The sequence below is a fragment of the Citrobacter sp. RHBSTW-00986 genome (genome assembly GCF_013783065.1).
Lineage (GTDB): Bacteria > Pseudomonadota > Gammaproteobacteria > Enterobacterales > Enterobacteriaceae > Citrobacter > Citrobacter braakii.
In genome coordinates, this window is sequence record NZ_CP056200.1 from 3,029,319 (window position 1) to 3,054,949 (window position 25,631).

Genomic DNA, 25,631 nt, shown 5'->3' on the forward strand with positions numbered 1-25,631 from the left:
CCTCAGCCGTCACGGCATATCTGACAGCTAGCCCGGCAATTACGATTTGTTGTTGCCGTGGCTATTTTTGCCCCCTTTTTTGCCTGCCTCTGAAGCGCGTTGCGGGTCATTCTTAAAATTGCCCCCGCTGTGCTGGCCACCTTTTCGACCTGCTTCTGATGCTCTTTCGCGATCTTCCGCAAAGTTGCCGGAACCGCCTCGATGGTTTGCCATTACTGACCTCCGTCATTGATTAGACATCATATTGCATAGGTACTGAGGAGTGATACCTCACGCAGCGTTACGGGCGATACCCTGAAAATAACTGCGTGGGATTAAGCATAGTGAAGCGTGGCCTGAGCAGCCGCTAACTGTAATATCCTGCAACAGGATTGGCGGTGATAGAGAAATAATCACAGCGAGAAATCAATAAGTCTTTCTTATGACTACCAAATTCCACCCGGTTAAATATGTATCATTTTGCAACAAGAGAAGTTGTTATAAAAATTGTTATAAATCAAAGAAGTGATTGTGAAATTTGCACTCCTGACAGTACGTCATATCTTTAAAGGTAGGTAGCGAGTCGCTACGGACACGGTTAACTCGAGGAGTAGTGTAAAATGGCAAAAGTTCTGGTGCTTTATTATTCCATGTACGGACACATTGAAACTATGGCCCATGCAGTCGCAGAAGGCGCAAATAAGGTTGATGGCGCGGAAGTGATTATTAAGCGCGTACCAGAGACCATGCAGCCGGAGATTTTCCTCAAAGCTGGCGGCAAAACACAAAACGCACCAGTCGCAACCCCGCAAGAACTGGCAGATTACGATGCCATTATTTTTGGTACCCCCACACGCTTTGGCAATATGTCCGGTCAGATGCGCACCTTCCTCGATCAGACTGGCGGGCTGTGGGCTTCAGGCGGCCTGTACGGCAAACTCGCCAGCGTATTCAGCTCGACAGGAACCGGCGGCGGTCAGGAACAAACCATTACATCAACCTGGACTACGCTTGCTCACCATGGGATGGTGATCGTGCCTATCGGTTACGCGGCGCAAGAGCTGTTTGATGTTTCTCAAGTTCGCGGCGGTACCCCTTACGGCGCAACCACCATCGCCGGAGGCGACGGCTCTCGCCAGCCAAGTCAGGAAGAATTATCTATCGCCCGCTATCAGGGTGAATATGTCGCAGGTCTGGCAGTAAAACTCAACGGCTAATCTTCAACAGGAGGATTCGAATGCCAACTCAAGAAGCGAAAGCCCATCGCGTCGGCGAATGGGCAAGTCTGCGCAATACATCGCCGGAAATAGCCGAAGCCATTTTTGAAGTCGCGCATTATGACGAGAAACTGGCGGAAAAAATTTGGGAAGAAGGTAGCGACGAGGTGCTCATCAAAGCCTTTAAGAAAACAGACAAAGATTCGCTCTTTTGGGGTGAACAGACTATCGAACGCAAAAACGTCTAGCGCTCAGACTCCCCCGCGAACACGGGGGAGTTTTTCTTTTACTTAGCCGCCTCATTCAACACGCTGTCGAACTTATCTATCGGGCAAAAGCCATCCGCATCTATCGGACACCCTTTCAGCTCCAGCGTTACGCGTTGCGCCGGGGATTTCAGAGTCAGAACGTCTGCATTACGCAACTGCTGTGAGCTCTGATACAAGTACTCGATTTTCATCAGATCACGATTCGCGTTGCTGTCATGCCAGCGCTGGAAGACAATCTTCCCGCCAATCGGCGTACGCTCGTTCTGATCGTGAAGCTGGTACGGTTTGAAATCCAGCGCGGTGAGCAGCGATGCGATGTTTGAGTCATGCCCCACCAGCACGGTTATTTTTGGCGCTTTTACGCGTTCAGTAACCAGCGCATTATCAATATACTTCACCAGCGGTTTGGCGACATTCTGCGCCACTTCCGGGGAGGTGAACAGGCTGTCCTGATAGCCATTTTTCAGCTTCGACAGAACCTTCCACTGTTGATCGGATTTAATCTCGCCCCAGGCGACCTTGTCCATCGGGAAGCCTTCGTAATATTGCAGCGTGAAGGCATCAACCAGCGAATTCCCGACCTTCAGCGGCCCCGAAACCCCAGGCTCCTGCTGGTATTTCGCGCTAAACGTATCTTTGGCATCGGTCAGGGAACACTGCTGTTTTTCTTTGCAGGACGGAGAGTCTTTGTAGTCGGTCATTTGCTCAAGCAACTGATAGCTGTCGTTGAGCTGCATTTGGCTACGCTCTTTCTCCATTGCCTGAACCGCCTGCTGGCTGAAGGCGGCGGAATCATCGGTGATCACCGGGTTAAAGGTGGGATCCATGGTGCCCATTTTTTCCTGATGATGGACCGGGACGTCGCAACCCGGGAAAGCACCGGTGACAAAGAACTGCGCCGTCGCGACCGTACGCTGCAGGCTGTTAGCATAGGTATAGACCGTACCCGGCGCCGGACATTCGCCCGATTTCACCATCCCCTGCTCTGCCAGCCACTCTCGCATATAGTGGCCCATATAGATTTCCAGCACGCCGCCTTTGGTGGTGAGTTGTCCGCCGGGGACATCCCATTCTGGCCATTGTTTGGGGGTGGACTGCTCAAGAACACTGCCATTGTTGGCTAAAGGTGCGCGTAAGTTATGCCGACTCATCATCAATACTTGCTGAAGCTGATAGCCTTCCGGCGCGGTCTGCGCCTGCGCGGCGGTTGACATTAATACAGCCCCTGCCACGGCTGCGGCGATTAACGATTTATTCATCCCTACGACCTCTTGTTGTTATCAATCACAACAGAGTGTGACAGAAATATGACATATTTCCCGGAACGCTTTCGCAAAACGCACCATCTATGGTGTCGTTTTAATACCGAACTCGGTTTCTAATTTGCGAATGCCATGCGGGGTGAAGGTGACGCGGCGACCACTCAGCTCCGTTTTTATCCATCGTTTTTCAATCAGCCAGCGTAGCAGCGATGCGCCAAGCACGCCGCCGGGATGGTAACGTCGTTCACTCCAGTCCAGACAACCGCAGGTTAATTTCCGCCGCGATGCGCTCGCAGCCAGGACAATCCCCATTTGTGCCAGTTTTTCCTGCCCAAGAGACGTCAGCGTTTCACCATCCGGCGTTAACCACTGACGGGAAACCAGCGTATCGAACAGCCTCACCGCCACCTCGCCAGCGAGATGATCGTAGCAGGTTCGGGCATGTCGTAAGCCTGGCGGCGTCGTGATTTTTCGTGGCGTAGATGTAGCCCACGCCACGCCCATCAGGCGCTCCAGCAGTTCAGCGATATCAGAGCCTGCAAGGCGAAAATAACGATGCCTGCCCTGCGCGAGCGCCACAACAAAACGTTGTTCGCACAGACGCGCCAGATGCGCACTGGCGGTTGACGCTGACACATCCGCCACTGCGCTGAGCTCGGTCGCGGTCCAGGCGCGGCCATCCATCAGGGCGCACAACATTCGCGAGCGCGATTTATCGGCCATCGCCGCCGCGGTGAGCGCCATTCGCGACTCCAGAGCGCCCTCTTCCTCACTTAACATCACTGATGCCATAGCGACCTCTTTGACCCTGAATGTCTGAATTAACGATGCCATGAATGCGTTCTAAAGTCACCGCACAGGTCACGCCGCACGCAGCATCATCTCGATACCCAACCCGACCAAACAAAACAGAAAACAGCGTTTAAACACGAGCGGAGAAATAACCCGTCGTACACGGGTTCCTAACCACTGACCAATCAGCGCAGGAACAATGGCCAAAGCCGATAAGCTCAACGACTGTACGGGCAGCGCGTTGTGCCACCACAGACCAAGCGCCAAAGCCAATGTCGAAAACGTAAAAGAGATCCCGAGCGCCTGAACCAGCTCATCTTTCTCAAAACCCAATGACTGGATCCAGGGCACGGCGGGCATCACAAATACACCGGTTCCGCCAGTCAATAAGCCAGTAACAAATCCTATGACGAGGGAGTACGGTTTTTCATGCTGCGGAGCCACTGCGATTTTCTTTCCGGCCAGCGTCCAGATAGCGTAAGCCACCAACGCCACGCCGAGCGCAAACTGGGTACGGGTGGTATCGCCGCCGGTAATCCAGGCGCTGGCAAGCAGTGTCGCCACCACCACCGTCAATAACATTGGCCACAGTCGTTTGACTAATTGACGCGTATTTCCGCCACCGCCAAACTGAAACAGATTGCTAATCAGCGAAGGCAACAGCAGCATGGCCGCCGCCGCAACCGGCGAAATAAGCGATCCGAGGATCCCCATAGCCACGGTGGGCAATCCCATACCAGTGACGCCTTTTACCATCCCGGCGAGGACAAACGTGGCGGCAATCATCATCACCAGAGCGGGCCCAAACGCTAACGAACTCGTCATGTTGCACTTTCCTGAAAAAGAGAAGATGACCCATTCTGGACGTTAATCGCGGTGCTCGCTTCGCCAGGCAACGAAATATGTCTTCCCGCTTACGGGTAATAATATAAAAAATGCCGGGTTTCCCCGGCACATTATCAGAACGTTTTGGCCCACCACAGCCGAAGCTTCATGCCCCAGTAGCTGGTCCAGCCGCTGGTTGTTGACACCACCCGACCTTGTGACACTACCACCAGCGTGGGCGTGACGCTAATCGCCCAACTGCGGGAAATTGCCCCGTTCGCATCATTGATGACCGGAAAGTCCACGCCTTTACGCGACAGCCAACGAGACACCTCAGCTTCACTGCCGGAGCGTAACGCAATGGTCATCACGTTTTCCCCTTCCGAACGCAGCCTGGCGACTTCCGGCGTCGTGAAGCGGCAAACGCCGCACCAGCTCGCCCAGAAATAAAGCAGCACCGGCTCGTCTTTGCTGAGCGCCGCCAGCGTGACGGTTTCACCATCCAGCGTTTGCAAAGGCGTGCTGTCAAAAGAGCCAGGGAGCTGCGGCGCGCGCCAGACATCCATCAGCAGCATCGCCCCTGCCAACAGCGCAAGTAAGATTAGCCCTTCGCGCAGCCAGCGGCGCAGTTTACTGAGCATTGGCAGCCGCCAGCTTTTCTTTGACCACTTCCTCAAGGGTTTCCCACGGCACCGCACCGGGAATAAGCTCATCACCAATAATCGTTGCGGGGGTGCCCTGCACGCCCACCAGTCGCGCCAGTTGCAGGTTAGTGCTTAGCGTTTCAGCACTTTGGGCACCCAACGTCACCGGACTGGCTCCCGATTTTTCCTGTGCCTGTTTGATACTGACATCGGTATGGTAACCCTTTTTCTGCATCAGTTTTTCATGTAGCGCCAGAAACTGCTGCGGATGCTCAAGCCAGGTAGTCAGCACGGTCCGCGCCGCCAGTTCCGAACTTTCCCCTTTAAACGGCAGCGGTTTAATCACTACCGCCACGTCAGGATATTTCTGCACAATTTTTTCCAGCATGGGATCCAGTTGCTTGCAGTACGGGCAGTTGTAATCGGTGAAGTTTATCAGGGTCAGTTTCGCCTGCTTAGCGCCAATCCGCGGGCTGTTGGGATCGTTAAACAGGGCCTCCTTGATTAACGCTTCAATTTGCTTTTCCTGTTCCGGTGTAAACGGTGCAGGTTCTTTAGCTACGCTGACGGCAGAAAACAGGGTTAACAGCAGAACAATCATTATTTTCATGGGGTTACTCCTTTGGCGTCGGTCAACGTTTGCAATACCGCATCGCGGGTTAACAACGTTGGTAACGCCTGGCCTTCCGGCAGACCGGGGCCATAAATTTGGTTATACGGCACAGCAACCTGGCCGCGTTTTTTCAGAAATTCGGTGATGGCTTCAGAAGGGAGCGTCCAGTCGCCGCGCAGCGCCACTACATCCGGCTGTTGCAACGCGGCCTGTACGTCATCTTTATGCAACACGTTGTATTTGTTGACCTTACAAGTAATGCACCAGTCGGCAGTGACGTCAATGAACACACGCTTATGTTGCGCCAGCGCATCCTCAATCGCCTGCTCGCTAAGCGGTTGCCAGTTCACGCTTTCTTTAGCGCTAGCGTGTCCGGCCAGCCCTAAATGTGGGAGCAGCAACGTCGCAAGCCAGATAGCCGAACCCAGCATCATGACACCGAGAAGACGCCGCAAAATATTCATCCAGCGTCCCGGACGCGGCAAACGCAGCGCCAGACCGGGACGCAGAGCCACCAGCAGCCACGGCAAGCTCATCCCCAGGCCGAGTGCGATAAACAGTCCCCACAACGTTGGCAGCGAAGCGGTCAATGCCACCGCTACCGCCGTTCCGAGAAACGGGGCGCTGCACGGCGTGGCGAGCAGGGTCGCAAATGCGCCTTGCCAGAAATGTCCCGACAAGCCGTTGCCACCGTGAGTCGCCAGCGTGGTGGTCATCGCCGAAGGCAGGCGGAATTCAAACCACCCGAACAGGCTGGCGCTGAACGTCAGCATCACCACGACCATGACGCTAATGAACCACGGGTTCTGAAACTGGATCCCCCAGCCCAGCGCCTGATTGGTTAAACGTAGCACTGTCATCAGTAGCGCCAGGGCCATAAAGGAGACCAGGATCCCGGCTACCGATGCTAGGAACTGACGGCGGATCTGGTGACGGCTTTTTTCCTCAACCAGCAAAATAGAGCCCAGTTTCATGCCGAGAACCGGTAACACACAGGGCATCAGGTTGAGGATCAAACCGCCCAGCAGCGCCATTAGCACCACCTGCCACAATGGGAGTGAGGCGTTCTCAATAACCGGGGCTTCGCCAATCGCAAGACGACTTTCCTGGGCAACACCGTTATCTGCCAGCACCAGCGTGACCGACTTACCGCGTAAATCCGGCGCGCCCTCCCCCCAACCGTCATGAACGGGTACCGTGGCGCGTAACGTCTCACCTGCGACGTGAATTTGCGGCATGCCAAAATCAGCATCATCAACGGCGTCAAGATACAGCCCAGGCGCAGTCCATCCTCCCGCGCGGTGAGCCTCGACGACCAGCTCGCCGGCCCGTGCGCCAGCGCGCAAAGTATCGGTCAGGCCGCTGGCAAGCGGGATCTGCCCCATTGCCTGCGCATAGTCATGCGCAAAAGTCGGGTCCTGGGTCGTGGAGGTCACGGAAAAAGGAAAATCCGTCAACAGGCAAACGTTGCTACAGGTGGATAGCGTCAAAACACCGCTAAGCGTGGCAGGCGATCTGCCGCGCACAACCATCGGGAACGTCACATTATCGTGATAGCCCTGGGTCGTGATATTAGCGACCTCAAAGCGTGCAGGGGTTGGCCAGAACCAGTCGACCGCAGGCATTTCCCCTTGCCAGGCGATAGATGGCGCGACGCCTCCCTCGCCCGGCGAACGCCAGTAGGTTTTCCAGCCGTCCTCCAGTTTAACATCCAGCAACAGACGAGTTTCGCCGCCTGAGGACGTATCAGCGCGTAACCGCACGCTGGCGTGATCGTTATCGGGTGAACGCAGCCAGCCGGGTTCAGCCGCCCAGGATACGGGCAGCCATAGCAATAACAGACAGAGCAGCGCCTGCCTGAAAACAGTCATCATATATTTTCTCCGTGAATAATTATCTAACAGTCAGCAACGGCTGTTCTGTCATTCACGGAAGACGCAAAATCGCAGATGTACCCTTAGCGTGGGCGGCGAGATGGCTCGCGGTGGGAAAAAAGGCAGACGAAACGCCCGCACTGGCGCCAGCAGCGACAGTAGCAGACACAGCACCAGAATAGCGCCTTCGAACAGTACCGGGGGCGCCGCCAGTAATGACTTCGCACTCAGTTCACAAGGGGTAACGGACGAGGCCTCATCGGTCTGCGCTTGTGCGCTTACGACCACGCTTGTGGCAACGGTGTCCATCTGCAACGCGTGCAGGCCCGCCATGCGTTGTGCGGTGCAAACCATCACCACAACACATGCCAGACAGAGGAACCACCATCCCATCCGTTGACGTTTCGCCATTATACCCTCACTGATTGATGCGAGTTATCTTAACCACTCACCAGGTTTTGGCAACCTTTGCGCTGTAAAGTTATGTCCTGTCATCGGCAGGATATACCGCGATTTCAATCAGATTGAGATCGGGATCTCTGACATAAACCGAGCGAATCGGTCCCATCGCACCGGTTCGTGCAACCGGTCCCTCAACAATATCGACCCCGTGCGTTTGAAACGTAGCAATCACCTCTTCCAGCACACGCGTGGTGATAAAACACAAATCCAGCGCCCCCGGCGTTGGCGCGTAAGCTTTGGGTTCAAACTCTTTTCCCCGAATGTGGAGGTTAATTTTCTGATTGCCAAAGACGAAGGCTTTCCGCCCTTGCGCGAAGGTTTCCAGCCTCATCCCTAAAAGTTCGACATAAAAACGAACGCATGCCTCTTCATTATTGGAGGTCAATACCAGATGATCCAGGTGGTCAATCATAGCGATATCCATTTTGGTTGCTCATCACTGACACTTACCCTATTCATTCAAACGCTACAAGAAAAAGAAAATCTTACGGCTGCGTTGACAGAACATAGCGCAACGCGTTGCTGCTCACGTTTTATAAATTAAATGATAATTAATCATATTTTCGTTTTTATTTATTACAATATAACATTGCCAAAATAATTACGAAAATATCACGGAAGTGATCATTCACTATTTACGAAGAGTACCAAAGGATATTCGCAGAACAGTACATAAATACTGTCCCGCTACGTATTGATGCGTAAATGAAAGTAAGGGTCAGCGCATTTTTAGGTGATTATCGTATTATAGCCCGACGCAATGAAGAGCGTATTCATTCGCAGAAAATTTGTTTATTGAATGTTATTTAGAGTATATGGAAATGAAAAAATATTTATTACCCCTGATTGGGTTACTTTTTACCGTTAGCGCTCAGGCAGCAGCATTTACCGACGGCAAAGAGTTTATCTCACTGGAAAAACCCGTCGCTTCAGCCCCGGCAGCGCTGAAGTTTTTCTCATTCTATTGTCCTTCCTGCTATCAGTACGATGAAGTTTTTGAAATCACTGATAACGTGAAAAAAGTTTTGCCTGCTGACGTCAAACTCACCGAATACCACGTCGACTTTTTAGGCCCTCTGGGGCAGGACATGACGCACGCCTGGTCCGTCGCCATGCTGTTGAACGTGCAAGATAAAGTTAAACCGTTGCTTTTTGATGCCGTGCAGAAAAAACAAACCATTAAATCGGCTGACGATATACGTAACGTATTTATCAGCGCGGGCGTCAGTGCCAGTGATTATGATGCTGCATGGAATAGTTTTGCCGTGAAATCACTAACCGCCAAACAGCAAGAAATGGCTAAAGCTGTAGATTTAACCGGTGTACCCGCCTTTTTTATCAACGGTAAATATATGATCAATCCGAAAGGACTGAAATCTGATGACCTTAACGCGTTCGTACAAAACTATGCTGATACGGTCCGCTTCCTGATCACTAAATCCTGATGTTTAGCTAATCTCACTATTCGCACCACACAACAGACGCCATAACGTTAAAAAGCGCTGTTGGTGGTGCAACGCCCGCATCGTTTATAGCAATATCCTCCCTTCCCGGTTGGCATTCTCCGTTATCAGGATTACCCTAAACTTAGCGGTGATACCTGTTGTCAGGGTTCACCTTCTGCAAGTGTTGATTTACACGAGAGAACGCTATGGAATTAAAGGATTATTACGCCATTATGGGCGTGAAACCGACAGATGATCTCAAGACAATCAAGACCGCCTATCGTCGACTCGCCCGTAAATATCATCCTGATGTCAGCAAAGAGACTGACGCGGAGGCCCGGTTTAAAGAGGTTGCTGAAGCCTGGGAAGTCCTGAGTGATGAACAGCGACGCGCCGAGTACGACCAGTTGTGGCAGCACCGCAACGACCCACAGTTCAACCGTCAATTCCAACAAGGAGAGAATCAACGCTATAACGCCGAAGATTTCGACGATATCTTCTCCTCCATCTTTGGTCAGCATGCGCAACAGTCTCGCCAACGTCATGCCAGCCGCGGGCACGATATTGAAATTGAAGTCGCCGTATTCCTCGAAGAAACGCTTACTGAGCATAGCCGCACGATCAGTTACACCCTGCCGGTTTACAATGCGTTCGGCATGGTCGAACGTGAAATTCCTAAAACGTTGAATGTGAAAATTCCGGCTGGCGTCGGTAACGGTCAGCGTATTCGTCTGAAAGGCCAGGGCACCCCCGGTGAAAACGGCGGGCCAAACGGTGATTTGTGGCTGGTGATTCATATCGCGCCACATCCGCTGTTCGATATTGTTAACCAGGATCTGGAAGTGGTCGTTCCCCTGGCGCCGTGGGAAGCCGCGCTGGGCGCGAAAGTAACCGTTCCGACGTTAAAAGAGAGCATCCTGCTGACCATTCCTGCAGGCAGCCAGGCCGGGCAGCGGTTACGCATTAAGGGCAAAGGTCTGGTAAGTAAAAAACATACCGGCGATTTGTATGCGGTGATCAAAATCGTCATGCCGCCGAAACCTGACGACGCCAGCGCCGCCCTGTGGCAGCAGTTGGCGGATGCACAAAAGACCTTTGATCCGCGCAAAGAGTGGGGGAAAGCATAATGGCTAACGTCACCGTCACCTTTACCATTACCGAGTTTTGTCTGTACACCGGTGTGTCAGAAGAAGAGCTACATGAGATTGTCGGCTTAGGGGTGATAGAACCTCATGAAGACGAGACTTTTGACGATCATGCGCTGACCGTCATGCGTCGCGCGATACGCCTGCGTCAGGAGCTGGAACTTGACTGGCCGGGAATTGCCGTTGCGCTGACATTGCTGGAAGAGAACGCTCAACTGCGGCAGGAAAACCGCCTGCTGCGCCAGCGATTGTCTCGTTTTATCAGCCATCCTTAATGTGTCAAGGCCAGCATGATGCTGGCCCTTTTATTATCCGCAACCCGCTCTTAATGACATTGCGCAGCAGATGGCATACAGTCAGCGATAAGAATTATCTCAAACAATAAGACGTTGAGCCATGCAGCTTAAGCCCCTCACAAAAGGTCGTTTTCACAATATCTGGCAGCAAGATGATGCCTTAATTGAGAAGATATTCCAGGAGTTGCTCTCTGAAACACAGATTATCCAGGAAGATGACTATCTTTACCGCCAGGGACAGGTAGTCGATCGACTAATCATGGTGCAGTCAGGGAGAATTTCTCTGCGTTATAGCGCGGAGAATGGTCGCCGTTTCCAACTGGGTGCAATGGAATGTGATGAGCAACTGTTTGGCGAAATGGAGTTTTTTACCGGGTATCGTTGCCAGCTTGATATCGTAGCCGAAGAACCGCTGACCGTGGCGGTATGCAACTGTGAGCGTCTGGAGGAAGCGCTGAACCAGCACCCCAGACTGGCGATATTTTTCGCCAGCGCAATGGCCGTTGATTATCAGGATATGCTGGAAATCTTCCTGCACCGGATGCTCTACCCTATCGTACATAACGTAGCGTATGACCTGTATCGCCAGCATCAGGACAAGCAGCCAATGGATGGTTTTCATAAAAAATACCAGGAAGCTGAGCGATTCGGCACCACCGACCGGGTCTATCGACGGGCGGTGAAAGCGCTGACGGATGCCGGGCTGGTAACGCGCACGAAGCAAGGACTGGAGATTAAGGATCTGGATGGGCTGCGTAAATTTCTCGGCAATGACATCATTGACTGACACACCAACCCTGGCAAACGGAGCATTGGTGTGTCATTTCAGCGCAATCAGAACTTATAGGTGAGGTTGAAATAGTGACCCAGCCCGGTGGTACGCCCTGCTCCACCGTGGTTTTCCATCAATGCCATGTTGCGGAAATATTTTAAGCCATAACCTACCGCATAATGCTCTGAATGCCAGTAGATGCCGTTATACCATTCAATCGCGTTATTGCTATATAACGGCTGGTTAGCAATCTTGTTCGCGGCGAACTGGTAGTCAAAGTAACCCTGATAGTTCAAATAACTGCCGTTGGCGAACGTGTAGAACGGCGTCGACCAGTTGGTCGAGAACATGTAACCATCCCACTTGCCTTCGTTATCCGCACCGTAATTTTCACGTACATAGTGCGCATAAATGTTCATTCCCACCAGACCAAACCACGGCACTTTAACATCCGTGCCAAGACCAACGTAATGCTCAAATAATTCCCGGTCACCAATGTTATTTACCGTTGCGATATAGAATTCGTTAAATGGCCCAACGGATAAATCTTTATTAAAAATGGCGTCGAGGGAAAAACGTGGAGATATCTTGGCAAAGAAGTTATCACCCCCGTGACGATCGTCCTGCTCGCGATCCAAAATATCAAAAAAATCCACATAACCATACAGATCGATAATCCCGGATCGTGCGCCAAACTCCAGCTCAAGATAGGTGTCATTACGAATACCATAAGGCACTTTCGCGTCCACACTTTGCATTAAGTTCATTTGCATCCAGTTAAAATCATTTTTGCGGATGTTGCCATCGGCATAATCAGCCGCAAGCGCTTGCGTACAGCACATCGCAATTACCGCACCCAGAACTGTTTTTTTCATCATTGATTTATTTTTCTTCAGCATTTTCAATTCCTTTGAGCAAGGTTGAGTGTCGCCCCACCAGATAAATGGCGTGACGGCGGGCTATCTAATTAAAGAGGTAAGCGTTATTACTGTGTTTAATTACGTTTGAGTTTTAATGTACCCATCAACATAATAAAGATAATTAAATACAACACCGGTATTGCGTACATGATTTTCTGCAACCCCATAGTTTTTTCCATTAGCGCACTGATCGCCGGACTAAACATGGCGCCAGCACTACCGCTAATTAAAATATAAGAAACGTTCTGGCTACTCGCGCGCTTCACGAAAGAAACCCCGTAGGCAATAAAGGAGTTATACAGCGCTGCGCAGACAAACCCGTAACTATAGGCCAGATAATCAAGCCCGGAGATATTTTCCTTCGTGACAATGATGGTGGTAATAACGCAAGCTAACAAAATAATGCTAAGCAAGAAATAATGTATCTTTACGCGGGAAACAATAACGGTTGAGACTAACGCGCCGACCAGCGCAGCCCCCCAGTATTGCGTAATAATATTACCTGCTTCTTCGAAGGGAATACCAAATTTGTTCTTCACAAATAATGGTGCCCAGGTCAGGAAGGTATACAGCGCCAACATACCTAAGAACAGGCCAATGCCTCCGCTGATAATCCCTGGATTCCACTCGGATTTCACCGGGTCTGCGCTATCCGCTGCAGGAGCCGTTTCACAGGCGGTAAAGCGGGTGAGAGCCACAACGCCCAGCGTGAGTAAGGCCACTATGCCTACGCTCAGATAGCTGTAACTCCACGACATATTGTGCGTCAGGGCGAAGGTGGTAATCAGCGGGAAAACTACGCCCGCGACGTTAAAGGTGGCGTCCTGCACCACCAGCATCGTACTTTGAATGCGATCCTGCCAAACCGAAACCACGATCGTTCCCGCCACGCACAGACCAATCCCGCCGCAGAAACCCACCAGGGTCATGGCGACCATCACCGGCCATAAGCCAGAGCTTAAGTGCATTGCGAGAGCGCAGAGGAACACTATCGAATAGATAATGAGCGTCATACGCTTAACGCCGATTTTCTCAATCAGGAAAAAGGCGGCGATGGTCCCGGCTAACGCCCCACCGTTAAGCAACGAAAATATCGAGGCGACGGTATTCACATCGGCACTGTAGCGTACTGCAATCGGTTCAATCAGCATGCCAAACTGACTGGCAAATCCTGCCATAATAAAATTTGCCAGAAAACTAATCAGCGTAAGTGCTATTTTATTCTTCATATAATGCCATCTCTGATTGGTTCATTTAAATGCTGATGCTAAGCCGTAACAGCTGTATTTAGCGCCAGCTCTATCATATTTTTAAAGGTTAACTGCCGTTCTTCCGCCGTTGTTTCTTCTCCTGTCAGGCAATGATCGGATACGGTTAATATAGCCAACGCTTCAATATTAAACTGATGCGCTAAAGCGTATAACCCTGCCACTTCCATATCCACACCCAGCACACCAAACTTTTCCAGTGCAGGTATTAAATTTTCGTCAGGATCGTAATAAAGATCGCCACTGAAGACATTGCCGACTTTAACGTCAATACCGGCCTTCTGCGCCAATGCCCACGCCTGCTGCAATAATGGGAAATGGGCAGATGTCGCCATCGTGTAGCCCGCGCTACGTTTTAAATTTGTGACGGAATCCGTTCCGGCGGCGACGGCAAGAATAATATCTCGCATTTTGACATGATGTTGTGTTGCCCCAAGACTGCCAACACGAATAATTCTCTGTACACCGAAGTCATGTACCAGTTCATGAGCATAAAGCGTCATTGACGGAATACCCATGCCATGTCCCATCACCGAAACAGGTTGCCCAAAATAAAGACCGGTATAGCCCAGCATATTGCGTACATTGGTGACTTCGCGGTAATCCATTAGATAATTTTCGGCAATAAACTTAGCGCGAAGCGGATCGCCCGGCATAATAACGGTTGGCGCAAAATCACCCGCTTTGGCATTAATATGTGCAGTCATAACAATTCCTGAATTATGGGTATTGAAGATATGCAGGGATTGTAACCAGCGGATTGCAGAGGATTGAGGACAAAAGTCCTGCTCAGAGGATCGGCCTCTCATTTCTGAGAGTTAGTGTTGCGGGCAGATGGAAAAGCAGAAAACGGCGTCCCCGCCGCGCAGGCAGGGAAAACGCGCAGGACTATCAGGATTTATCGTTCTGTCTGAACAATAGAGCGGTGTAACGAGTATTCACTTTCCCGCTACGCTTACCATCTGGCCCGAAATAGCGATCGTTTCTACACAGACGCTCGGTGCCAGTCTGGTTAGTCCGGTCGTTGCTGCGTATGCTGACAATGGCAAAACGCTCATCGCTAGCAAGATGCTAACTTTTGTCATCGTGTTGTCCTTATCTCATTTTGCTTTCGCCGGATAACAGTCCCAACAATGACATATTAAACTAAAGAGTTGTAAATATTTCGGTAAGATTAAATTTTTTATATGCTTTTTCTTTTATAGTGCCATTCGATATCAACGTGCTCATTTCAGTGACAAAATTTATAATATCATCACACTTGCTGTTATCAGGTAAATCGGTGTAATTATAGTTCCACCATTTTATTTTTAACAACTGTTCAATAATATCTGACTCAAATCTGTATTTGATAATTTTCGCAGGAACCCCTGCAACAATAGCATATGGAGGCACATCTTTAGTAACAACGGAATTTGCTGCAACAACAGCACCATCACCAATTGAAATACCACCTTTTAAAACGACATCATTGCCAATCCAGACATCATTGCCAATCGTTGTATTTTTAGGCTTTGTAATAAATGGTTTCAATACCCAGTTTTGTCCGAACTCGTTGGCAGCATATTTATCAAACTCGCCATTATAAGTAAGCATATGAGTTGTAAAACGATTCATAGGATGGTTTCCTCCCATGATTTTTACGTTTGATGCAATACTACAAAATCTTCCGATATTTACATTACCCGGAAAATAACAGGTTGGAAATGAAAACGCACCAACGCTAGAAAAACTCTTTACTGGCATTGTGGAATATTGTTCAGCAATAACATCAGCTTCAATTCTAATTTTGTCACCTTTCGAGAACAGTAACAAATTTCTTTCTTTATAAACTTTCTTACCTCTATGATTCAAAAAGATATCGTTATCCATGCAAAATTCATAGTGCTTCCGAGTCCATCTAAAAACAAAAATTTCATTTGTGTCTTCTGAAAAATTATAGAGTCTGGTTTTCATACTGTTATTGTCTGCTTTTATTTGAAAATCTACGAGTAGATTAAAGATACTCTAAACCCTAACCTTAATCAACTATTACAGTATGAAATAATACATATTGTAAATTACCTTGTTGTGACATTTACTCTTACCACTCATAATTTAGTTTCTATAATATTCTGCTTAGAGAATGAATACAGATATGTTTTGAGACGTCGTTTTCAAAAACAAAATGTCAGATGCTTTTCTATAAGGGCACTTCAGGTAATGAAGAAAAAAAAATGCAGCCCCAGTTGCATATGCCTGGCAGCCCAATAAGATGCAATTCTTTTTTCTATCCCAAGAGGACGCTGAAAACCTTAGTTCTCGCGACAGCCTGACCTTCTGCGCGAAGAGTTTTGTTAAGTGTTTCTGCCTGATTGCACTCTATGGAGACCGCCCAAACAACCACTTATAACCCGTAATGAGAATAGCTCCGTATGCAATTGCGAATCTGTCTCTTACTGCTCAATATTGTTTTTAAAGTGGTCTTATTGTTATTATCATTTTCCGTTCTAAATTTGAGTTATGCTGCCATGATCCCATTTAGGTTTAGTGAGATGACTCCCGCCGATATTCCTGCTGTTCAGTCGTTTCTTGTTGAGCATCTTAATTTATTCTTCAATGCCGGTAGAGCCATGCCTTCTGCCGAAGAAGATCTCTTTGATCTCGCACAACAGTATATCTTGCAGGAAAGGAATTTATTACTTTGCGCGTGGAGTGAAAACCAGGAATTAATCGCTACACTGGCGGTATGTCAATATGATGATCGTATTACTGAACTACGTGGTCGCTATAACTTGTCTGAAACGGCGGAAATTTGTCGTTGTTACGTGGATGAGCGCTACCGCAGACAGGGGATCGGAAGTCAGTTGTTTGCTTTAGCTGAGGTATTCTGTCAGCAACATCAATATAAGACTTTGTATCTCCACACACATCATTTTTTACCCGGAGGGTATTATTTCTGGTTGCGTAACAATTTTAACGTGATTATGGATATGCAGGATGAATGGCAATTGGTACATATGGAGAGTACACAAAAAAAAGAGTCAAGCGCTGATATGCGGAACTTTTGATGGTGATCAATATGTTTCATACACAGAAGTTTCAGCATGCGTGTAATTTGATCAATATCAACCAATTCTCATTTAGCTTCCTGTTGCTATTTTCATTTACAACATCGCAGTAACCAACAAAATCATAACTCACTGTATTAAATGGGTATTTTTTCTACACCACTACCTTTTATCTCTTACCCTCTATGGTTGACCTTGTTAACAATTGCCGCTAGAGTCGCTTTCGACAGCATTTCATTACATTTTTGTATATGAATAGGAATATGGTGAGAATTATTCAATTCAATTCCATAACTGCCCCCGCAACTGTAGGCGGATGCAGAATATCCCTGTGTGGCTCATAAACCACAGGTCACTGTAAAGTTCATCTTTATGGGAAGGCCGATATTCTGATTACCGTGAGTCAGGAGACCTGCTGTCAAAGGTGTATGCCATTGAGTGGACGGGATGGTCCATGGGATGAATTATTTGACGCAAGCAGTAGTGTATTTATGAATAAGATTTTGGCTGAGTAAAGCTTATTTGCATTTTTTGCATATCTTCATTCTTAAATTTCACGATTCAATGTCATCTATCTTCATGTCTCCTCCCGATATATGGAATGAAATAAGCCATGACCAGACCTTTAGATTCTGGCATCAACGGGACGATGATAATGCACGCTAATTCTACCTTTTACTTCTCTAAAAAAACGCTTCTGGCTATTTTTGGCACGACTGCTCTCCTGCTTACTTCCGGTTTTTCCGAGGCAGCAAAAACCGAATATCCTCTGACGATTAAAAACTGTGGCCGCGATATTACCTTCAATCAGGCACCAACGCGCGTGGCGACGGTGGGTCAGAACAGTACCGAGATTCTCTATTCACTGGGGCTGGCCGATCGCGTCGTGGGTACTTCGCTGTGGTTTGGCCCGGTACTGGAGGCTTATAAAACAGCAAACGAAAAAGTCGCCGTTATCGCGCAAAATATTCCAAGCTTTGAAGGGATCGTGGCGAAAAAACCGGATCTGATCGCCAGTCAGTTTGAGTGGCAAATCGGCCCTGCTGGCACGGTTGCCTCTTACGAACAGTTTAGTGAACTGAAAATTCCCGTTTACACCGCGCCAGCTGACTGTGCGAAAGATAACGAAGATGGTGGTGATGGTGTCCGTAAGGGCATGTTTGATATTGCCATGGTGTATCAGGAAGTCGCCGATCTGGCGAAAATCTTCGATGTTCAGGATAAAGGCGAGGCGCTGATTGCCAGCCTTAAAGCACGTGAAGCCGCAGCGAAAAACAAAATTACCGGAATGGATGAGAATGTTTCCGCCGTGTTCTGGTTCTCAAGCGCCGATCTCCAGCTTGACCCTTACGTTGCCGGGAAGTTTGGTCCGGCGGCATGGATCGCCCAAACGCTGGGAGTGAAGAATGTGATTGATTCTGCTGAAGAGTGGCCAACGGTGGGTTGGGAAACCATCGCAAAAGCGAATCCTTCACTCATTGTGCTCGGTGAGATGAGCCGTCGCCGCTTCCCGGCGGATGACTGGAAGGTCAAGATGGAATACCTCAAGTCCGATCCTGTCGCCAAACTGGTTCCTGCCGTCAAGGAAAACCATCTACCGGTCATTGACGTACAGACCATGAATGCCGGGATCAGAACTATTGATGGTGTGGAAAAACTGGCTGATGCCCTTGTTGAATATGGCTTAGCACATCCGCAGGCTGCTCATTAATCTACGTTTTGCGCTATATCCTCGCACGGTGTAGCGCATCTCCGTTACTCAGGAACGCAGATAATCATGAGTGATTCACGCAGGATGCGTCGCGCTGTTGGTCAGCTTGCGGTGAGAGTCAGTGGGCATGCCGTTTGGGTCAGTGCGCTAATGTGTGGCGTACTGCTGGCGGGGATTTCCATCGGCGAAACGCTTATCCCCTGGCAGCATGTTCTCAGCACGCTGGCAAATCATCTTTTTGATACACACTATCCTGTCGATGCGCTGGATGCAGGGATCATCTGGAACTACCGCCTGACCCGAGCGCTGGTCTCGGCCAGTTGCGGCGCGTGCCTGGCTGTTTCCGGCGTAGTGTTACAGTCGCTGCTACGCAATGCGCTCGCCGAACCCTATCTACTGGGGATTTCTGCCGGAGCGTCCACCGGAGCGGTGCTGATTGCTCTCACTGGACTTGGGGCTGGCATCATCAGTATGTCATTGGGCGCTTTCATTGGTGCGCTGACGGCATTTCTGTTCGTTGCGCTATTGGCGATGGCCGCTGGCGGTAGACAAGGTGGGGGTGTAACAACCCAAATCATCCTTGCCGGGATCGCCAGCTCCCAGCTTTTCAATGCGATTACATCGCTTATCATCACCCGCTCAGCAAACGCCGAGCAAGCACGCGGTATTATGTTCTGGCTGTTGGGCAATTTGAGCGGTGTACGCTGGCCCGATGTAGTCTTAGCCATTCCTACCGCTCTGGTCGGTATCGCGCTGTGCTTCTGTTATGCCCGCCATCTTGATGCTTTCTCCTTTGGTGCGGAGTCTGCGGCATCGCTGGGCATTCCGGTAAAACGTACCCGTGCAGTACTGATTGCCGCCGTCACCGGCATGACGGCGATTATGGTCTCCATTGTGGGTGCGATCGGCTTTGTCGGTCTGGTGATCCCTCATGCTGCTCGTCTGCTGGTCGGCAACCAGCATCATCGACTGCTGCCGGTTAGTGCGCTTACCGGAGCTATTTTCCTCATTATCGCTGATGTTATTTCCCGCACGTTACTACCCGGTCAGGTACTCCCAATAGGCGTGATCACGGCTCTGGTCGGCGCTCCTGCGTTTTCAATCATTCTGATTAGAGGAAACCAGAACAAATGACGGTGAACCTCGTACAGCCACTCGCTGCCTCTGCGCAAGTCGTTATTGAAGCCTGTAATTTGTACTGGAAGGTAAAAGGTAAGACGATTGTTGAAGATATTTCGCTCAGCGTAACGCCCGGCGAGTTTGTCGGCATCATCGGTCCCAACGGCTCGGGCAAAACGTCACTGATTTCACTGCTGGCCGGTTTGCTGAAGCCAACTTCCGGGCGTATCACCCTGCAGCAAAAGGCGCTCCAGCATTATTCGCGGCGTCACCTTGCGCAGCGGGTGGCGCTGGTCGAACAACAGGCAGAAACCAGCGAGCGTCTTACCGCTTTACAAGCCGTTTCTCTGGGGCGGACGCCCTGGCTTAGCCTGCTCTCGCCCTGGTCCGCCAAAGATGACGATATCGTGCAAACTATGCTGGAGAAGGTCGATCTCCGTGAATTACAGTACCGATGCTGGCATACCTTTTCCGGGGGAGAAAAACAGCGCCTGCATATCGCCCGGGCGCTGGCGCAGCAGCCGCAGTTGTTACTGATGGATGAACCCACCAACCATCTCGACATTCAACATCAGATTGGCCTGCTTAGTCTGGTTAAACGTGAAAAGCTCACAGTCATTGCCGCTCTGCACGACCTCAATCATGCCGCGATGTTCTGCGATCGCATCATCGTCATGACATCCGGGCATATGGCGATGCAGGGGACTCCTTGCACCGTGTTTACCCGAGAAAACCTCCATTCCTGGTTTGGTATCGACGCCATTGTTGAACATGAAACTGGCGCTGAAAACTGTTTTATCCGTTATCAAAGACCTGATGAATTTTAAGGAAGAATCGATGAAATATCTCAAACAGAGTCTGAAAGTTTTATGTTTACTCGCCCTCGCCTCTTCAACCTTCGCACAAACTCACGACGTTTTGATGAAAAATCGTGGGTCTGCGGGACCAATGGTCTATGAGCCGGATTATCTGGAGATCCAGCCCGGGGATACGGTGAAGTTTATCCGTAAACATAAGAGTCACAACGCGGCTTCAATCGCTGAATTGTCTCCGGCTAACTATCCCGGTTTTTTGGGAAAAATCGATGAAGAGATCGAAGTAACTTATGACAATGCCGGATTTTACGGCATCAAATGTACACCACATTACGCTCAGGGCATGGTGATGCTGATAAAGGTTGGAGATGCCACGTTACCAGCAAGCTATCGGGCATTCAAAGCACCGGGTATTGCTGATAAGCGCTTTCAGGAAATTTACGCGCGTATCGACAAACGTTAATCCGCGATGCTCAGGGAGAAATACGAGGTGACAGAGAATAAACTTGCAGATGGCGAAATCCAGGAACAGCGCCGGGAATGCCTGTGTAAACTGACAAAATTCGTCGGCGCGGCAGGCGTCGCTGCTGCCGTCTGGCCGCTGGTTTCGGCCCTGGGTCCGGATGAGAAGACTCTTGCGGAAAATGAACCGATTGATGTCTCTCTTGCGGGGGTTGCTGCTGGACAAACCGTCAGACGCGTATGGCAGGGAAAGCTGATTCTTATTCACCATCGCACCCAGGATGAGATTATTACTGCCAGAAGTGCCGACTGGCATACGCTTATCGACCCACAACCGGACAGCGAGCGGGTCTCAGCAGCTCATCCTCAATGGCTGGTGGTTCAAGGGTATTGTCCACATGCCGGGTGCGTACCCAACGCCCGACCAGGAGGGGTGGGTTGGATCTGTCCGTGCCACGGCTCAGAGTTTGATACCTCCGGGCGCGTGACGCGCGGCCCCGCGACGACCAACCTGGCAATCCCGGACTACGTTATTCATTCGGATGGTCAGGCCGTGCGTATCGGCACGAAGGAAGCCTGAAATGAGGAGTGAGCGCGTCTATTCGCTTCGCTGGCGTATCCCGTTTCCTCGCTCGATTGCCGGACTCTGGGTATTCGCAATCGGCGCCATCCTGCTGGTTATACTCGGTGTGCAGATCCTTACGGGTATCGTGCTGGCAATGTTTTACGTGCCGACGGCCGAGCTGGCATTTGACTCCATTATTCATATTATGCGTGCGGTTCGCCATGGAGAACTGTTACGCAACATGCATGCTATTGGCGCGTCGCTCTTTTTCTTTGCCTGTTATCTGCATATTTTTCGTGGCATGTACTACAGCGTTTACCGCAAGCCCTGGACGACAATGTGGATGATTAGCGTGACGCTATATATCCTGCTGATGATGACCGCATTTCTTGGTTATAGCCTTATCTGGGGGCAAAAAAGCTACTGGGCGGTCACGGTAATTACCCGCTTTGCTCAAGCCATTCCGCTAGTGGGTGATACCCTTTACGCATATTTAGTCGGCAGCCATACTCCGGGAACGCCGATGCTTGGCCGCTTTTTTGTTCTCCACTTTATTCTTCCCTTTGTGATTGTCGGCGCAACGGTTTTTCATATTCGCACCGTACAGTCGGCGTTTGCGCAGGCGATGAAAAAGAGGTTTAGCGAGAAAGAGTCCAGGAGCCTGCTGTTCGATTACAAAATTACCGATCTTGATGCCATCAAAATCATCCTTTTTTTGATGATCTTCGCCTGGTTCTTATTCTTCGCGCCGCACTATCTGAGCAGCGCCGATAACTTTATTCCTGCGGATCCAACAGTTACACCCGCGATTGTTGCGCCGGAATGGTATTTTCTTCCCTTCTTCTCCATTTTGCGTTGCTTCCCAAATGAATTCGTTGGCTTAGCCGCAATGTGCAGCTCGGTACTGATTTTCTATTTCCTTCCCTGGCTTGATACTTCCCGGGCTCGTTTTCGCCATTACAGCAAACTGGTTAAATGCGGATTCTGGCTGTGGGTCATTAATGCCTGCTTTTTAGGCTGGTTAGGGTCGAAAGCGCTGGTTGGCCCCGATCTTATTGACGGTTTCCGTAACGAAGAGGGCTGGATCCGTGCCGCATCGCAGCTTTCGACTCTGATTTGGTTTGCCTGGTTTTTAATCGTATTACCTTGCCGTCGTTTTCTGGAAAAACAGGACTGATGATGAAACAACTTTTGAAATTCAGCATTCTGTCCTTTTCTCTGTTGGGACTGGGTTCCTCTTATGCGCAGGAAGCCACGCCTGAACGGCAGGAATGGAGCTTCAGCGGCATCAATGGCCAGTATGATAAAGAGCAGCTTCGACGTGGCCTGCAGGTTTATGAAGAGAAGTGTCGCGCCTGTCACGGCATAAAGCACCTTAGCTTTCGGTCGTTGACCAGACCCGGCGGTCCGGAACTCACGGCTGAAGAAGCAAGAAGTATCGCCAGCGGCTATCAGTTTCCTGAGCTTCAGGATGACGGCCAGATTGGTGAGCGAGACGGGACGCTAAATGACAGCTTCATCTCGCCGTATCTAAACGAGCAGGAAGCACGATACCTTAACAATGGCGCTTCTCCCGTTGACCTGAGCTATATCGTACGTGCCCGCTCATACGATCGCGGATTCCCGCAATTTCTGTTGGATGCCTTTCTGCCCTACACGGACCAGGGAGCAGATTACGTCTACGCACTGCTAACCGGTTATCAACCTGCCGATCCCGAACTGAAGGCTAATCGCTATTTTCCCGGCGGCGTGATTAACATGCCGAAACCGTTGACCAGCGGAGAGATTCAATGGCACCCGGCGTCGCTACAAGCTGAAACGGAAGAGCAATATGCCAGGGATGTCACCGCCTTTCTGGCATGGGCAGCCGACCCAACGCTCGCAGAACGAAGACAGCAGGGATATTACGTTATGGGCTACCTGGCCTTTATGCTGGGGCTGCTATGGATATTACGACGAATGAAAAGACGTTCGCTCATGTAGGCCTTGCCAGATATGAAGATGATTCAGTTCGTCAGCTTTCCGCCGGGCAGCAGCGCTGAGTTGCACTTGCGCGACTAAGGCTGGAGAAAGATGGCATGACATAAACTGCACAAAACGAAAAAACCCCGAGCTATTAAATAGCTCGGGGTTTATGTTTGGCGGAAGCGTAGAGATTCGAACTCTAGAACCCTTTCGGGTCGCCGGTTTTCAAGACCGGTGCCTTCAACCGCTCGGCCACGCTTCCAATGAGGCGCACTATAAACATCCCGAACGGACCTGTAAAGCACCAATGCGTTTGTTTGCCTGAAAAACAGCCAAAATATTGTTAATCGACTGAAATAACAACAGATTGACCGTTTATTCAGCACAAATACTGGCTACAGCGCTTAATGTTTTTTGATGAACATATTTTTGGTGTAGTAATTTCCCCGGTTATCTGGCGCAAATCCTCCCACCCACGGCTTCACAAGATGCGTGCGGACATAGTGGTAAACCGGAATCGCTGGCACATCCTCTCCTAAAAGGTCTTCAGCCTGCTGGTAGTATTTGCCTCGCTCCTCCAGCGAAGATGCTTTCGCCGCCTTGCGCATCGCGTCATCAAAAGCGGGATTGCTGTACCTGGTGGTATTCTCGCTATCGCCGGTACGGAAAATATTGAGGAAACTTGAGGCATCATCATAATCGGCGATCCATGCGTAGCGCACGACGTCAAAATTACCGGTGTGCATGGTATCCAGCATGGTTTTCCATTCCTGATTTTGCAGCTTCGCCTCTACGCCGAGGTTTTTCTTCCACATTGACGATGCGGCAATGGCAATACGCTGGTGCGTTTCGAAGGTGTTATAGAGCAGATTTAGGCTAAGCAGATGCTCAGGGCCATAACCGGCTTCAGCCAGCAGTTTCTTAGCTTCGGCAATGCGTTTTTCGAGCGGCCACGCCGCATATTCCGGCGCATGCAATTGCACTCCCCCTATTTCCGGCTGGCTGATAACCCACGCCGCGCGTTGCCCCTGCCCCATCACCTTTTGTGCGATGATGTCTTTATCTAACGCCATATTCAGCGCCCGGCGCACGCGCGGGTCATTAAACGGCGCTCGGGTCGTATTGAACTGATAGTAATAGGTTGAAAGCTGAGGTGAGACATGGAGTTCATCGCCCATCGTCTTTTTCAACTGCGCGAACTGATTGACCGGGACGCTATACACAATGTCGATTTCGCCGGCCTTATAGCGGTTAACGTCTGCGGACTCTGAACTGATGGGCAAATAAGTAACCTTATCAATGACGGTGTGCCGATCGTCCCAATAATGCGGGTTACGCACGGCAACGATGCGCTCATTGACTACCCACTGCGATAACTTGTACGCCCCGCTGCAGACAAAATGTTCTGGCCGGGTCCACTTATCACCAAAGCGGCCGATCAGCACTTTATCCAGCGGAACCAGTGACGGGTGCGCCAGCATCGCCAGAAAAGCCGCCGTTGGCTGCGTCAGGGTAATTTCCAGCGTGCTATCATCCAGGGCTTTGACCCCGATATCGGCAGGATCTTTTTTCCCTTGGGCAATATCGAGGGCGTTTGCTACGTGCATATTGCCCAGATACGAGGAATAAGGTGAAGCTGTTTGCGGTGAGACCAGACGCTGCCAGCTCCAGACGACATCCTGTGCGGTAATGGCAGACCCATCTGACCAGGTTATGCCCGGACGTAAATGAAAGGTCCAGACGGTGTTATCTTTGTTCTCCCAGGACGCGGCCAGCCGGGGTTCGATAGACCCATCCGACTTAACCGCCACCAGTCCGTCGAACATATCGCTGATTAAATTAAACTCAACGTTGCTTTCGACTTTATGCGGATCCAGCGACGCTGGCTCACTGCCATTGTTTCTGACCAGTTCCTGTTTTTCTGCAAGAATTGTTCCTGCGGGAACATTTCCCGCCATCGCCGCGCCGTTGATAGACATCAAACAGACAGTCAACAGCGTAAACGTCAATATCTTCGATTTATGTTGAATCATTCCCTTTACCTTATTGCTCTGTTGTATGTAGACACCGCTGTCACAGTCAGAGAGAAACAGGAATAACGCAATATTTTTCAGTTACCTGGCAGATATCTAACAGGCATTTTTACACATATAGTGCTAAC

Annotated in this window: 28 protein-coding genes, 1 tRNA gene, 1 pseudogene and 1 riboswitch; of the genes and pseudogenes, 14 read left to right on the top strand and 16 right to left on the bottom strand. The window is 50.2% G+C overall.

What is annotated here, in order from left to right:
- Positions 1-39: 39 nt before the first annotated feature.
- Positions 40-213, bottom strand: a complete 174-nt coding sequence (locus HV345_RS14845; protein WP_003036022.1) for a general stress protein — start codon at positions 211-213, stop codon at positions 40-42.
- A gap of 386 nt (positions 214-599) precedes the next feature.
- On the opposite strand from HV345_RS14845, the gene wrbA reads away from it, so the two are divergent.
- Together wrbA and HV345_RS14855 are read left to right on the top strand one after the other, a co-directional pair.
- A complete protein-coding gene (gene wrbA, locus HV345_RS14850; RefSeq protein ID WP_003832057.1) occupies positions 600-1,196 on the top strand; it encodes an NAD(P)H:quinone oxidoreductase in 597 nt (198 codons plus the stop codon).
- A gap of 20 nt (positions 1,197-1,216) precedes the next feature.
- A complete protein-coding gene (locus HV345_RS14855) occupies positions 1,217-1,444 on the top strand; it encodes a YccJ family protein (protein ID WP_016152581.1) in 228 nt (75 codons plus the stop codon).
- Positions 1,445-1,482: 38 nt separating this feature from the next.
- Here the strand turns inward: HV345_RS14855 and agp are convergent, their stop codons facing one another.
- From agp to HV345_RS14895, 8 genes are all read right to left on the bottom strand, one after another.
- Complete coding sequence (agp, locus tag HV345_RS14860) at positions 1,483-2,724, bottom strand: bifunctional glucose-1-phosphatase/inositol phosphatase (RefSeq protein WP_181635744.1); 1,242 nt, start codon at positions 2,722-2,724, stop codon at positions 1,483-1,485.
- An 87-nt stretch (positions 2,725-2,811) separates the two neighbouring features.
- Complete coding sequence (locus HV345_RS14865) at positions 2,812-3,519, bottom strand: helix-turn-helix transcriptional regulator (protein ID WP_181635745.1); 708 nt, start codon at positions 3,517-3,519, stop codon at positions 2,812-2,814.
- Between the two features lie 69 nt (positions 3,520-3,588).
- On the bottom strand, positions 3,589-4,344 hold the full coding sequence (locus HV345_RS14870; protein WP_114682422.1) for a sulfite exporter TauE/SafE family protein: 756 nt from the start codon (positions 4,342-4,344) through the stop codon (positions 3,589-3,591).
- A gap of 134 nt (positions 4,345-4,478) precedes the next feature.
- Positions 4,479-4,985: a protein disulfide oxidoreductase gene (locus HV345_RS14875; RefSeq protein ID WP_016152577.1), complete on the bottom strand. Its 507-nt coding sequence runs from the start codon at positions 4,983-4,985 to the stop codon at positions 4,479-4,481.
- A complete protein-coding gene (locus HV345_RS14880; RefSeq protein ID WP_080858580.1) occupies positions 4,975-5,598 on the bottom strand; it encodes a DsbA family protein in 624 nt (207 codons plus the stop codon). Before HV345_RS14880 ends, HV345_RS14875 begins: the two co-directional genes overlap by 11 nt.
- A complete protein-coding gene (locus tag HV345_RS14885) occupies positions 5,595-7,475 on the bottom strand; it encodes a protein-disulfide reductase DsbD (protein WP_181635746.1) in 1,881 nt (626 codons plus the stop codon). Before HV345_RS14885 ends, HV345_RS14880 begins: the two co-directional genes overlap by 4 nt.
- 48 nt (positions 7,476-7,523) lie before the next feature.
- Positions 7,524-7,886, bottom strand: a complete 363-nt coding sequence (locus HV345_RS14890) for a hypothetical protein (protein WP_016152574.1) — start codon at positions 7,884-7,886, stop codon at positions 7,524-7,526.
- A 70-nt stretch (positions 7,887-7,956) separates the two neighbouring features.
- Positions 7,957-8,361 carry a VOC family protein gene (locus HV345_RS14895; RefSeq protein ID WP_181635747.1) on the bottom strand — a complete coding sequence of 135 codons (405 nt, stop codon included), beginning with the start codon at positions 8,359-8,361 and terminating at the stop codon, positions 7,957-7,959.
- A 397-nt stretch (positions 8,362-8,758) separates the two neighbouring features.
- Between HV345_RS14895 and dsbA the strand changes: the two genes are divergently transcribed.
- The 4 genes from dsbA to HV345_RS14915 all read left to right on the top strand — a co-directional run bounded on the left by dsbA (position 8,759) and on the right by HV345_RS14915 (position 11,610).
- Positions 8,759-9,382, top strand: coding sequence for a thiol:disulfide interchange protein DsbA (gene dsbA / locus HV345_RS14900; protein ID WP_053389929.1), 624 nt, complete (start codon positions 8,759-8,761; stop codon positions 9,380-9,382).
- A 206-nt stretch (positions 9,383-9,588) separates the two neighbouring features.
- Positions 9,589-10,509, top strand: a complete 921-nt coding sequence (cbpA, locus tag HV345_RS14905; protein WP_016152571.1) for a curved DNA-binding protein — start codon at positions 9,589-9,591, stop codon at positions 10,507-10,509.
- The gene (gene cbpM, locus HV345_RS14910) at positions 10,509-10,802 is read left to right on the top strand and encodes a chaperone modulator CbpM (protein ID WP_016152570.1); all 294 of its coding nucleotides are present in this window, start codon (positions 10,509-10,511) and stop codon (positions 10,800-10,802) included. The genes cbpA and cbpM overlap by 1 nt, the downstream gene beginning before the upstream one ends.
- Positions 10,803-10,923: 121 nt before the next feature.
- Entirely contained in the window at positions 10,924-11,610 is a 687-nt protein-coding gene (locus HV345_RS14915) for a Crp/Fnr family transcriptional regulator (RefSeq protein ID WP_181635748.1), read from the top strand.
- 47 nt (positions 11,611-11,657) lie between these two features.
- Here the strand turns inward: HV345_RS14915 and HV345_RS14920 are convergent, their stop codons facing one another.
- The 5 genes and pseudogenes from HV345_RS14920 to HV345_RS14935 form a co-directional block, all read right to left on the bottom strand.
- A complete protein-coding gene (locus tag HV345_RS14920) occupies positions 11,658-12,494 on the bottom strand; it encodes an outer membrane protein OmpK (protein WP_016152568.1) in 837 nt (278 codons plus the stop codon).
- A 95-nt stretch (positions 12,495-12,589) separates the two neighbouring features.
- Positions 12,590-13,744 (bottom strand): MFS transporter TsgA, encoded by a 1,155-nt coding sequence (tsgA, locus tag HV345_RS14925; protein ID WP_181635749.1) that lies wholly within the window; start codon positions 13,742-13,744, stop codon positions 12,590-12,592.
- A 38-nt stretch (positions 13,745-13,782) separates the two neighbouring features.
- Positions 13,783-14,490, bottom strand: a complete 708-nt coding sequence (deoD, locus tag HV345_RS14930; RefSeq protein WP_016152566.1) for a purine-nucleoside phosphorylase — start codon at positions 14,488-14,490, stop codon at positions 13,783-13,785.
- Positions 14,491-14,674: 184 nt separating this feature from the next.
- Positions 14,675-14,782, bottom strand: a pseudogene (locus HV345_RS26465) (hypothetical protein); the annotation flags it as partial.
- Positions 14,783-14,929: 147 nt separating this feature from the next.
- Complete coding sequence (locus HV345_RS14935; RefSeq protein WP_032931140.1) at positions 14,930-15,739, bottom strand: CatB-related O-acetyltransferase; 810 nt, start codon at positions 15,737-15,739, stop codon at positions 14,930-14,932.
- A gap of 554 nt (positions 15,740-16,293) precedes the next feature.
- Between HV345_RS14935 and HV345_RS14940 the strand changes: the two genes are divergently transcribed.
- From HV345_RS14940 to HV345_RS14975, 8 genes are all read left to right on the top strand, one after another.
- The gene (locus HV345_RS14940) at positions 16,294-16,833 is read left to right on the top strand and encodes a GNAT family N-acetyltransferase (protein WP_047418158.1); all 540 of its coding nucleotides are present in this window, start codon (positions 16,294-16,296) and stop codon (positions 16,831-16,833) included.
- Between the two features lie 210 nt (positions 16,834-17,043).
- Positions 17,044-17,268, top strand: a riboswitch (cobalamin riboswitch).
- 220 nt (positions 17,269-17,488) lie between these two features.
- Positions 17,489-18,544 carry an ABC transporter substrate-binding protein gene (locus tag HV345_RS14945; protein ID WP_016152563.1) on the top strand — a complete coding sequence of 352 codons (1,056 nt, stop codon included), beginning with the start codon at positions 17,489-17,491 and terminating at the stop codon, positions 18,542-18,544.
- Between the two features lie 66 nt (positions 18,545-18,610).
- Positions 18,611-19,678, top strand: coding sequence for an iron ABC transporter permease (locus HV345_RS14950; protein WP_181635750.1), 1,068 nt, complete (start codon positions 18,611-18,613; stop codon positions 19,676-19,678).
- Positions 19,675-20,490: an ABC transporter ATP-binding protein gene (locus HV345_RS14955; protein WP_181635751.1), complete on the top strand. Its 816-nt coding sequence runs from the start codon at positions 19,675-19,677 to the stop codon at positions 20,488-20,490. The genes HV345_RS14950 and HV345_RS14955 overlap by 4 nt, the downstream gene beginning before the upstream one ends.
- Positions 20,491-20,500: 10 nt before the next feature.
- Positions 20,501-20,941 carry a pseudoazurin gene (locus HV345_RS14960; protein ID WP_047501117.1) on the top strand — a complete coding sequence of 147 codons (441 nt, stop codon included), beginning with the start codon at positions 20,501-20,503 and terminating at the stop codon, positions 20,939-20,941.
- A 27-nt stretch (positions 20,942-20,968) separates the two neighbouring features.
- Positions 20,969-21,520: a ubiquinol-cytochrome c reductase iron-sulfur subunit gene (gene petA, locus HV345_RS14965; RefSeq protein ID WP_101700007.1), complete on the top strand. Its 552-nt coding sequence runs from the start codon at positions 20,969-20,971 to the stop codon at positions 21,518-21,520.
- A 1-nt stretch (position 21,521) separates the two neighbouring features.
- Positions 21,522-22,682, top strand: coding sequence for a cytochrome b N-terminal domain-containing protein (locus HV345_RS14970; RefSeq protein ID WP_016152558.1), 1,161 nt, complete (start codon positions 21,522-21,524; stop codon positions 22,680-22,682).
- A gap of 2 nt (positions 22,683-22,684) precedes the next feature.
- The gene (locus HV345_RS14975; protein ID WP_181636702.1) at positions 22,685-23,488 is read left to right on the top strand and encodes a cytochrome c1; all 804 of its coding nucleotides are present in this window, start codon (positions 22,685-22,687) and stop codon (positions 23,486-23,488) included.
- 156 nt (positions 23,489-23,644) lie between these two features.
- Here HV345_RS14975 and HV345_RS14980 read toward each other — a convergent pair.
- Positions 23,645-23,732: transfer RNA gene (locus HV345_RS14980), tRNA-Ser, on the bottom strand.
- 142 nt (positions 23,733-23,874) lie between these two features.
- Complete coding sequence (locus HV345_RS14985; RefSeq protein WP_181635752.1) at positions 23,875-25,503, bottom strand: ABC transporter substrate-binding protein; 1,629 nt, start codon at positions 25,501-25,503, stop codon at positions 23,875-23,877.
- Positions 25,504-25,631 lie beyond the last annotated feature (128 nt).

Coding starts and splice junctions, on each gene's coding strand:
- HV345_RS14880 (WP_080858580.1), bottom strand. CDS start 5,598: ATGAAAATAATGATTGTTCTGCTGTTAACCCTGTTTTCTGCCGTCAGC.
- HV345_RS14950 (WP_181635750.1), top strand. CDS start 18,611: ATGAGTGATTCACGCAGGATGCGTCGCGCTGTTGGTCAGCTTGCGGTG.
- HV345_RS14875 (WP_016152577.1), bottom strand. CDS start 4,985: ATGCTCAGTAAACTGCGCCGCTGGCTGCGCGAAGGGCTAATCTTACTT.
- deoD (WP_016152566.1), bottom strand. CDS start 14,490: ATGACTGCACATATTAATGCCAAAGCGGGTGATTTTGCGCCAACCGTT.
- cbpM (WP_016152570.1), top strand. CDS start 10,509: ATGGCTAACGTCACCGTCACCTTTACCATTACCGAGTTTTGTCTGTAC.
- HV345_RS14935 (WP_032931140.1), bottom strand. CDS start 15,739: ATGAAAACCAGACTCTATAATTTTTCAGAAGACACAAATGAAATTTTT.
- dsbA (WP_053389929.1), top strand. CDS start 8,759: ATGAAAAAATATTTATTACCCCTGATTGGGTTACTTTTTACCGTTAGC.
- HV345_RS14915 (WP_181635748.1), top strand. CDS start 10,924: ATGCAGCTTAAGCCCCTCACAAAAGGTCGTTTTCACAATATCTGGCAG.
- tsgA (WP_181635749.1), bottom strand. CDS start 13,744: ATGAAGAATAAAATAGCACTTACGCTGATTAGTTTTCTGGCAAATTTT.
- cbpA (WP_016152571.1), top strand. CDS start 9,589: ATGGAATTAAAGGATTATTACGCCATTATGGGCGTGAAACCGACAGAT.
- HV345_RS14970 (WP_016152558.1), top strand. CDS start 21,522: ATGAGGAGTGAGCGCGTCTATTCGCTTCGCTGGCGTATCCCGTTTCCT.
- HV345_RS14855 (WP_016152581.1), top strand. CDS start 1,217: ATGCCAACTCAAGAAGCGAAAGCCCATCGCGTCGGCGAATGGGCAAGT.
- HV345_RS14895 (WP_181635747.1), bottom strand. CDS start 8,361: ATGGATATCGCTATGATTGACCACCTGGATCATCTGGTATTGACCTCC.
- HV345_RS14865 (WP_181635745.1), bottom strand. CDS start 3,519: ATGGCATCAGTGATGTTAAGTGAGGAAGAGGGCGCTCTGGAGTCGCGA.
- HV345_RS14920 (WP_016152568.1), bottom strand. CDS start 12,494: ATGCTGAAGAAAAATAAATCAATGATGAAAAAAACAGTTCTGGGTGCG.
- wrbA (WP_003832057.1), top strand. CDS start 600: ATGGCAAAAGTTCTGGTGCTTTATTATTCCATGTACGGACACATTGAA.
- HV345_RS14870 (WP_114682422.1), bottom strand. CDS start 4,344: ATGACGAGTTCGTTAGCGTTTGGGCCCGCTCTGGTGATGATGATTGCC.
- HV345_RS14955 (WP_181635751.1), top strand. CDS start 19,675: ATGACGGTGAACCTCGTACAGCCACTCGCTGCCTCTGCGCAAGTCGTT.
- HV345_RS14985 (WP_181635752.1), bottom strand. CDS start 25,503: ATGATTCAACATAAATCGAAGATATTGACGTTTACGCTGTTGACTGTC.
- HV345_RS14960 (WP_047501117.1), top strand. CDS start 20,501: ATGAAATATCTCAAACAGAGTCTGAAAGTTTTATGTTTACTCGCCCTC.
- HV345_RS14845 (WP_003036022.1), bottom strand. CDS start 213: ATGGCAAACCATCGAGGCGGTTCCGGCAACTTTGCGGAAGATCGCGAA.
- agp (WP_181635744.1), bottom strand. CDS start 2,724: ATGAATAAATCGTTAATCGCCGCAGCCGTGGCAGGGGCTGTATTAATG.
- HV345_RS14890 (WP_016152574.1), bottom strand. CDS start 7,886: ATGGCGAAACGTCAACGGATGGGATGGTGGTTCCTCTGTCTGGCATGT.
- HV345_RS14945 (WP_016152563.1), top strand. CDS start 17,489: ATGCACGCTAATTCTACCTTTTACTTCTCTAAAAAAACGCTTCTGGCT.
- HV345_RS14885 (WP_181635746.1), bottom strand. CDS start 7,475: ATGATGACTGTTTTCAGGCAGGCGCTGCTCTGTCTGTTATTGCTATGG.
- HV345_RS14940 (WP_047418158.1), top strand. CDS start 16,294: ATGATCCCATTTAGGTTTAGTGAGATGACTCCCGCCGATATTCCTGCT.
- HV345_RS14975 (WP_181636702.1), top strand. CDS start 22,685: ATGAAACAACTTTTGAAATTCAGCATTCTGTCCTTTTCTCTGTTGGGA.